General features: G+C 40.5%; 9 protein-coding genes. 7 read left to right on the top strand and 2 right to left on the bottom strand.

Going from position 1 to position 7,522, the window contains the following annotated elements; translation table 11 throughout:
• Positions 1-270: 270 nt before the first annotated feature.
• The 7 genes from QAI40_RS10415 to QAI40_RS10385 all read left to right on the top strand — a co-directional run bounded on the left by QAI40_RS10415 (position 271) and on the right by QAI40_RS10385 (position 5,859).
• The gene (locus QAI40_RS10415) at positions 271-453 is read left to right on the top strand and encodes a hypothetical protein (RefSeq protein WP_299981516.1); all 183 of its coding nucleotides are present in this window, start codon (positions 271-273) and stop codon (positions 451-453) included.
• Positions 454-578: 125 nt separating this feature from the next.
• Positions 579-878 (top strand): ArsR/SmtB family transcription factor, encoded by a 300-nt coding sequence (locus tag QAI40_RS10410; RefSeq protein WP_299981515.1) that lies wholly within the window; start codon positions 579-581, stop codon positions 876-878.
• 77 nt (positions 879-955) lie between these two features.
• Positions 956-2,059 (top strand): permease, encoded by a 1,104-nt coding sequence (locus QAI40_RS10405; RefSeq protein ID WP_299981513.1) that lies wholly within the window; start codon positions 956-958, stop codon positions 2,057-2,059.
• A 281-nt stretch (positions 2,060-2,340) separates the two neighbouring features.
• Positions 2,341-3,453: an iron ABC transporter substrate-binding protein gene (locus QAI40_RS10400; RefSeq protein WP_304511621.1), complete on the top strand. Its 1,113-nt coding sequence runs from the start codon at positions 2,341-2,343 to the stop codon at positions 3,451-3,453.
• Positions 3,454-3,465: 12 nt separating this feature from the next.
• The gene (locus tag QAI40_RS10395) at positions 3,466-4,536 is read left to right on the top strand and encodes a FecCD family ABC transporter permease (protein ID WP_299981509.1); all 1,071 of its coding nucleotides are present in this window, start codon (positions 3,466-3,468) and stop codon (positions 4,534-4,536) included.
• Entirely contained in the window at positions 4,533-5,303 is a 771-nt protein-coding gene (locus QAI40_RS10390; protein WP_299981507.1) for an ABC transporter ATP-binding protein, read from the top strand. Before QAI40_RS10395 ends, QAI40_RS10390 begins: the two co-directional genes overlap by 4 nt.
• 22 nt (positions 5,304-5,325) lie before the next feature.
• The gene (locus QAI40_RS10385) at positions 5,326-5,859 is read left to right on the top strand and encodes an FmdE family protein (protein WP_299981504.1); all 534 of its coding nucleotides are present in this window, start codon (positions 5,326-5,328) and stop codon (positions 5,857-5,859) included.
• 72 nt (positions 5,860-5,931) lie between these two features.
• On the opposite strand, the gene QAI40_RS10380 is transcribed toward QAI40_RS10385, so the two are convergent.
• Both QAI40_RS10380 and QAI40_RS10375 read right to left on the bottom strand, forming a co-directional pair.
• Positions 5,932-6,750 (bottom strand): alpha/beta hydrolase, encoded by an 819-nt coding sequence (locus QAI40_RS10380; RefSeq protein ID WP_299981502.1) that lies wholly within the window; start codon positions 6,748-6,750, stop codon positions 5,932-5,934.
• An 83-nt stretch (positions 6,751-6,833) separates the two neighbouring features.
• Positions 6,834-7,514, bottom strand: a complete 681-nt coding sequence (locus tag QAI40_RS10375) for an ABC transporter ATP-binding protein (RefSeq protein WP_299981500.1) — start codon at positions 7,512-7,514, stop codon at positions 6,834-6,836.
• Between the last annotated feature and the right edge of the window lie 8 nt (positions 7,515-7,522).

Raw genomic sequence — 7,522 nt, 5'->3', positions numbered from 1 at the left:
TAATATGAGATTTTAAAAGGCTAAAAACAAAATCAGGTGAAATAGCAAACGATATGAGCAAAAAAAAATTGAAAAATTGGGTGAAATTTAATAGGGATATTATATTTCTGCTATATTTTGAATGGTTTCAACACCCTTTAAAAGGCAGAACCCTGGTAAATTTAAAATAGGTTAAATCTTTTATTTTATCTTGACAATGATGGCAAATTAACCTTTAATTTTTAATGAGATTCTCGTTCCAATAATCAAATCTAAAAGGAGGAGGATATTATGACAACCCCAGCACATTGCCCAGGTTTTGAACAATTTAAGAATTTACAATCCTTTACCTGCAATTGCCCTAAATGCAATGCGACAAAGGAAATTTTCTCGGATGAATTTGAAAAACCCCATAAATGCGATAAATGCGGCGAGGAAATAGATTTCACCTCATGCACCTATGATGCAGGCTAATAAGCCTGACATTATCACCTTATAACATCCTGGTTTTTGCCTATTATGTTTAAAAATTAAAATAATATTTCGATAATTCTAAAAATATAGTTGACAAACCATTTACAAGTATTTATTATGGAATCATGGAAAATAAAATTGCAGCAAAAAAACTGGCAGAATTAGGACATATCACCCGGCTTTCAATTTTTAGATATCTTGTAAAAGTTGGGGATCAAGGTGCTCCGGTTGGACAGATTCAAGAAGAATTGAATATTCCGGGTTCCACTCTGTCACACCATATCAGCCGGTTGGTTTCAGTAGGTTTGATCCGCCAGGTAAGGGAAAGCCGAACCTTATATTGTATTCCCCAGTTTAAAGTTCTGAACGAACTGATAGACTTTCTCCAGGCTGAATGCTGTACGGAGGGTCAATGTAATACTTAAATAGATATTTTTTTGCCATTATATTTCGAAGTATTTAGAAATATAGAATTACTGATCTTATAAAAAGGAGATTAAACATGACAAACGAGATAATAAGAATAGCAAATTTCATGGGTAGCGCTTTTTTGCACATCTGGCCCTACCTTGTGATCACTATCCCCATTGCAGTGGCAGTAAGCATGTCCGGTGCTTCCAAATATATTAAACGTGCATTTGATGCAGGTCCGGTTACAGCCATTCTTCTGGCAACGCTTGTGGGTGCTTTTTCCCCCTTTTGTTCATGTGGAGTCATCCCGGTCATTGCAGCTCTGCTAATAGGTGGTGTTCCTCTTGCACCGGTCATGTCTTTCTGGATCGCATCTCCCTCCATGGACCCTGAAATCTTTTTCTTAAGTGTGGGAACCATTGGCTGGAATTTGGCAGTTTGGCGTCTGGTCGGTACCCTTATCCTGAGTCTGGCAGCCGGATTCATTACCCATTACCTGGTACTGAAAAACTGGCTTCCCACCAATGTTCTTAAAAGCACAAAGGGTTTGAGCAGTCAAAATAAACCATCCATGATTCAGAATGCCTGGCATGGATTATTAGCAGAGACAAAAAATCTATTTTCTTTTAAATCCAGGAAACTGGTTCCAGCCGCTGCCTGCTGCAGCGATAATACCACTATTGTTACACAAATCCAGCCTTTGATCAGTTATGATACTGTATTACCCCAAACAGAACCTAATAGTCATGGTATAGAAACAGAAAGCTACGGATTTGAGGAAAAACAGAATTTTTGGAGTCGTCTGATGAAAGAATCATGGGTGGCAACACTTATGGTTGCTAAATTCATGGCCCTGGCCTTTTTCCTGGAGGCCATCATTATTCTCTATGTTCCCCAAGAATGGATCACCAGTATCATGGGCCAGGGAAACTCTTGGGCCATTATTACAGCAGCCTTTCTTGGCATTCCGGTCTATACCAGCAATCTAAGCGCTTTGCCTATGGTCAGCGGCCTTTTGACTCAGGGTATGAGCCCGGCAGCTGCTCTGGCCTTCCTCATTGCAGGTCCTACAACAACTTTACCGGCCATGGCCGCAGTCTGGACACTTGTAAAACACCGTGTTTTTATTCTTTATGTTTCCTTTGCGCTCTTTGGTGCTATCGCACTTGGATATTTGAAGTTGATCCTGGGATAATTAGAATAGCAAACCATACTATGTCTTTTGCGAACAGCAATATGCTTGATGCGAACTTAGCAGCTATTTCACCTCGGAAAAAATCAAGTCGCGATCCCTCTGAAATGGTAAAAACTCTGCTTGACAATAAAATAGGAATTTTATAAATACAGTAAAGCTTTTGTCTGAAGACAAAAAATAAAACAGTAAAAACATAATATTAAAAATAGCGCCACGAAGGCTGAAAACTTCCTTAACAGGAGATTTATACCTTTGTGGCTTTTTTATTTTAAGAGGAAATAATGATGAAAAATATATATTGGATACCATTAATTGTCTTTATGTTTCTGGCTTTATCCGCTTTTTTTGCTGTTGCTCAACCCTTAAGGCAGATAACCGATGCCAACCTGAGAATAGTCAACATACCCAAAAAAATTGATCGGATCATCTGTTCGGGTCCGGGATGTTTAAGACTGATCACCTACTTTGGTGCCCAGAATCTTGTTGTGGCTGTTGATGATATGGAAACAAAAAAGAGAAAATTTGATGCCCGGCCTTATTTTCTGGCCAACCCGCAATTCAAAAAACTTCCTGTTTTCGGAGGGTTTAGGGGTTATGATGATCCTGAAAAAATACTGGGATTAAAAATTTTACCCCAGGTTATTTTCAAAACATATGCCACCATGGGATATAATCCTGTTGAGCTTGAAAAAAAGACAGAAATTCCTGTGGTCATCCTTGAATACGGAGATCTTTCTAAAAACAGAAAAAAATTGTTCAATTCATTGGACATCATTGGTCAGGTGTTACAAAAAGAATCCCGGGCCAAAGAACTGGTTCAGTTTTTTAACCAACATATTCATGAACTTGATAACAGAACAAAAGATGTTGATGATAAGAAAACCTGTTTTGTCGGGGGAATTGCTTTTAAAGGCCCCCATGGATTTCAATCCACAGAACCTTCTTATCCGCCCTTTCGATTTGTCAATGCAAAAAATATTGCCTCAACCAATGATATGACAGGTAAAAATTTCCACCATAGTAACTTTTCCAAGGAAAAAATCCTGCAGGCCAACCCTGATATCCTGTTCCTGGATCTATCCACCCTTCAGATGGGGGAAGGTCATGGCGGTCTTCATGAACTAAAAAATGACCCGGTTTATAAAGGATTAACTGCCGTGGAAACCAATAAAGTTTATGGGGTGCTTCCCTATAACTGGTATACCCGGAACTTTGGCTCAGTCCTCGCGGATGCCTGGTACATAGGACAAATCTTATACCCGGACAGGTTTAACGATATTAACCCTGAAAAAAAAGCCAATGATATATATGAATTCCTGGTTTCAAAACCTGTTTTCAATTCCATGAATTCATTGTTCAGGGGCATGGTTTTTCAACAAATAGATTTCAATTAAAAGGCTGCGGCCATGCATTTTGAAGATGGTGAAATACCAGAGGAATACTCAAGATATATAAAGAAAAAAAACTTCTTTATTTTTTTGGTCTTTATTGCTCTGATTTTCATTATAATTACCAGCATATCTCTCGGGTCAGTCCGCATCGGATTTTTTGAGGTGATTAAAACCCTCTTTAAAAATTCGAGTTCCAGGCAGTTTGAGCTGATCATCTGGAATATCAGGCTGCCCCAGACCCTGACTGCCATAGTTGCCGGTGCAGGCCTTGCAAGCGCAGGTACGGTGATGCAGTCTGTTTTAAGAAATCCTCTGGCATCACCGTTTACCCTTGGTATTGCCCATGCAGCTGCATTTGGTGCCGCCTTTTCCGTCATGATCCTTGGAACCGGTGTAATGGCAAGCTCTTTAAATGATGCCTTAAGTATTTCAAACCCGGTGGTTACGCTGCTGTTTGCCTTTTTCTTTTCAATGGCAACGGCCTGTGTTATCACATATATTTCAAAAATCAGAGGATCTTCTCCGGAAATCATGGTGCTTACCGGGATCGCATTAGGATCACTCTTTATGGCCGGAACCATGCTCCTTCAATTTTTTGCCGATGATGTTCAGCTTGCTGCCATGGTGTTCTGGACATTTGGAGATGTTGCCAGGGCAGACTGGGAGGATTTCTGGTTCCTTTTTTGGGTAACCCTTTGTCTTTTGATCTATTTTTTGGCCAACACAAAAAATTACAATGCCATGGATATGGGTGATGAAACCGCCAAAGGACTTGGCGTAAAAGTTGAGACCGTTCGGCTTTCAGCAATGATGGCTGCATCCCTTGTGACCTCTGTCATCATTTCTTTTGTAGGTATTATCAGTTTTATCGGACTTGTGGCTCCCCATATTGTTCGACGGGTGATTGGTGATGATCAAAGATTTCTCATGCCGGCCTCCATTCTTGTGGGTGCCCTGATTCTTCTTTCTGCAGATATTGTGGCAAGGCTGGTTCTTTTACCCCATGTGCTGCCGGTTTCGATTTTTACATCGTTCCTTGGAGCACCTGTGTTTATTTATCTCATTATCAAAGGATATAGAAAATGATTCTTAAAGTGAATGATCTTGCATTTCATTATAAAAGCCATGAAACCCTGAAAAATGTCAATTTTTCTATTCAACGAGGTGAAATAACCGTCATTCTCGGTCCCAATGGTGTTGGCAAGACAACCCTGCTTAAATGCCTGAATTCCATCCTCTCTCCCCAAAACGGTGATATCCTTGTAAAGGATAAAAACATCAAACAAATGGATATCAAACAAATCGCAAAAGAAATCTCTTATGTGGCACAAAAGAATGAAACGGCAAGGATTACGGCTTTTGATGCCATCCTCCTGGGAAGACATCCCCATATCAGCTATAAAACAAGTCCCGATGATTTAAAAAAAGTAGATGCCGTCATAAAGAGACTGAATCTTTCCCATCTGTGCCTGAAATACCTTGATCAGATGAGTGGGGGAGAACTTCAAAAAGTATCCATTGCAAGGGCACTTGTTCAACAGACAGACCTTCTCCTGCTGGATGAACCCACAAGCAGCCTTGATCTTAAAAACCAGGCTGATATTCTTGGGCTGATCAGACATATTGTAAAGGGACATCATATTGCCGCGATCATGACCATGCATGATCTAAACACAGCCTTGCGTTATGCAGATCAGTATTTATTTTTAAAGGATAAAACAATTTATGGGGCTGGAAAAATACATGAAATCTCTTCAAAAATGGTAGAAGAAGTTTATGGTGTCAGCGTTGAAATAGTTTATCACAATGGTTTTCCGATAGTGATCCCCATTGAGAATGTAAAAGCCGCCTGAATTTAACAAAGGAGATTCAAGAATGACATGTTCACTAGAAAAAGAGTTGATTGAAAAAACAATAAAGTTCCACGGCCATAGCTGTCCGGGCCTGACAATAGGAATCCGGGCCTCTGAACTTGCAATGGAAAAACTGGATATCCAGAATGCAAAAAATCCCGTATGCGTAACTGAAACCGACATGTGCGGTGTGGATGCCATCCAGTTTTTGACAGGATGTTCCTTTGGCAAAGGAAACCTCATCCACAAAGATTATGGCAAGTCAGCATTTACCTTTTATGACAGGGACGCAAAAAAAGGCTTTCGAGCCGTATTTAATGATTTTGCAAGGGATGAACAAGACAGGGACCATCGAATCAAACTGATACTGCAGGCTGAGTTAACAGATCTTTTTTCAATACAAGAGGTAGACGTACCGCCGGTAAGCCCTGCCCGGATATTAAAAAGCATTCCATGTGATTCCTGTCAGGAAATGACCATGGAATCTCGCATCCGGCTGTTTGATGGTAAAAATCTTTGTGGCCCGTGTTTCCAAAATGTGGAACAGAAAATTTAGCTTTACAAAAAAATAAGATACGGGACAGCCAATTTTACAAAAGAATCTGCCATGATCCGGGAAGAAGCGATTTTATCCATTAAAGCCTTTTCCGGCGTTGAGGTCGAAAAACTTACGGATTTTTTGCTGAAGAATTTTTCCGCCGGTATCAATAATATCGTTATGCCCGCAATCTGGAATCTCAATCAACTCTTTTTCTCCCTTAAAATTCAAAATTTGCTGCCGGGCAAAATGAATCGGAATAATATCATCATTGATGCCATGAAATAGGATGGTCGGTGTCCGGGTCTGTCCGGCCCAGGTGTGAGCCAAAAATTTATGTTTCATCAAAAATCTTACAGGCAGCCAGAAATAATGATGCTGGGCAACCTGTGCAATGGAGGTATACGGAGAAATAAGAATCAACCCTTTGATATCAGTTTGAGTTGCAATAAAGGTTGCCACCCCCGTTCCCAGGGATTCTCCCATAAGATAAACTGGCAACTGCTTATGATCCTTTCTTTTGATATGAAGAATCAGCTCAAGGGCCTGTTTAAGAAAAATGGGTTCGCCGGGCGCATTTAAATCTTTCCCATAGCCAGGATATTCAAATACAACCAGGTTGGAATTAAAGTCCTTTAAAAGATCCAGAAAATAGGTTCTATCGCATGCATTACCGGCATTACCGTGGAAAACGACGATCCAGGAGTCAGGATCCGATTTTGTTTTAAGATAGTAGCGGATATCCCCGACTGTTTCTGCCCTGGCATTGTGCTGCTCCATTTCAGGACAGTCACCAAATGGGGTGGGGCCGGGGAAAAACAAAAGCTTGTCCTGGAAAAAATAGAGTACAACCAGAATAAGGCTGTAACACACGATGCCAAAGCTGATTACCTGTATGATTAATTTCATTTGCAATTTCTATTGCAATCATAGCCATGTTGTCAACAAGGATTTAAAACCATTTGACCCTGCCATCAAAAAAAATTATTATTTCAGGCAAAACATTCCCCGTCCTGAACCTTGATACTTCTTGTTGCATAGGCTCCCATATCCGAGTTATGGGTAACAACAATGATGGTATGTCCTTCGTCATTCAAAGATTGTAGCAGCATCATGATTTCGTTGGCTGTTTTTGAATCCAGATTTCCTGTGGGTTCATCCGCCAGGATAATGGGAGGTTTGTTTACAAGAGCCCTTGCAATGGCCACCCTCTCCTGCTCTCCGCCTGACAGCTGATCCGGCAGCCTGTGTGGTTTGGTCTCAAGCCCGACCCGTTTGATCACCTCTAAAGCCATCTGGTTTTTGATCTTTTTTTTCTGGCCTGTGACGGCCATGGGAAGTTTGACATTTTCCAAAACCGTCAGGTAGGGAATGAGCTGAAAAGACTGAAAAATGAATCCAATATATTCGCTCCTGAAATCAGCCCGCTGTTCACCACTTAAAGAATAGAGGTCAAGGGAATCCACAAGAACTTTTCCCTGGGTCGGGTGATTGAGTGCACCCATGATAGACAACAATGTACTCTTACCAGAGCCGGATTGTCCCATAATGGCGATAAACTCTTCATCATCAATAAAAAATTCCATCTGTTTAATGGCATCCACTTTAGAGTCACCGCTTTGATATGTTTTTTTTAATCCTTGAATTTCGATCAAATGATTAACCTGTGTCATTTTTATTC

The sequence above is a fragment of the Desulfobacula sp. genome, assembly GCF_030611305.1.
In the GTDB taxonomy this organism is placed as follows: Bacteria; Desulfobacterota; Desulfobacteria; order Desulfobacterales; family Desulfobacteraceae; genus Desulfobacula.
This window is presented reverse-complemented; position numbering and strand designations above follow the sequence as displayed.

Coding starts and splice junctions, on each gene's coding strand:
- QAI40_RS10395 (WP_299981509.1), top strand. CDS start 3,466: ATGCATTTTGAAGATGGTGAAATACCAGAGGAATACTCAAGATATATA.
- QAI40_RS10410 (WP_299981515.1), top strand. CDS start 579: ATGGAAAATAAAATTGCAGCAAAAAAACTGGCAGAATTAGGACATATC.
- QAI40_RS10390 (WP_299981507.1), top strand. CDS start 4,533: ATGATTCTTAAAGTGAATGATCTTGCATTTCATTATAAAAGCCATGAA.
- QAI40_RS10405 (WP_299981513.1), top strand. CDS start 956: ATGACAAACGAGATAATAAGAATAGCAAATTTCATGGGTAGCGCTTTT.
- QAI40_RS10400 (WP_304511621.1), top strand. CDS start 2,341: ATGATGAAAAATATATATTGGATACCATTAATTGTCTTTATGTTTCTG.
- QAI40_RS10385 (WP_299981504.1), top strand. CDS start 5,326: ATGACATGTTCACTAGAAAAAGAGTTGATTGAAAAAACAATAAAGTTC.
- QAI40_RS10380 (WP_299981502.1), bottom strand. CDS start 6,750: ATGAAATTAATCATACAGGTAATCAGCTTTGGCATCGTGTGTTACAGC.
- QAI40_RS10415 (WP_299981516.1), top strand. CDS start 271: ATGACAACCCCAGCACATTGCCCAGGTTTTGAACAATTTAAGAATTTA.
- QAI40_RS10375 (WP_299981500.1), bottom strand. CDS start 7,514: ATGACACAGGTTAATCATTTGATCGAAATTCAAGGATTAAAAAAAACA.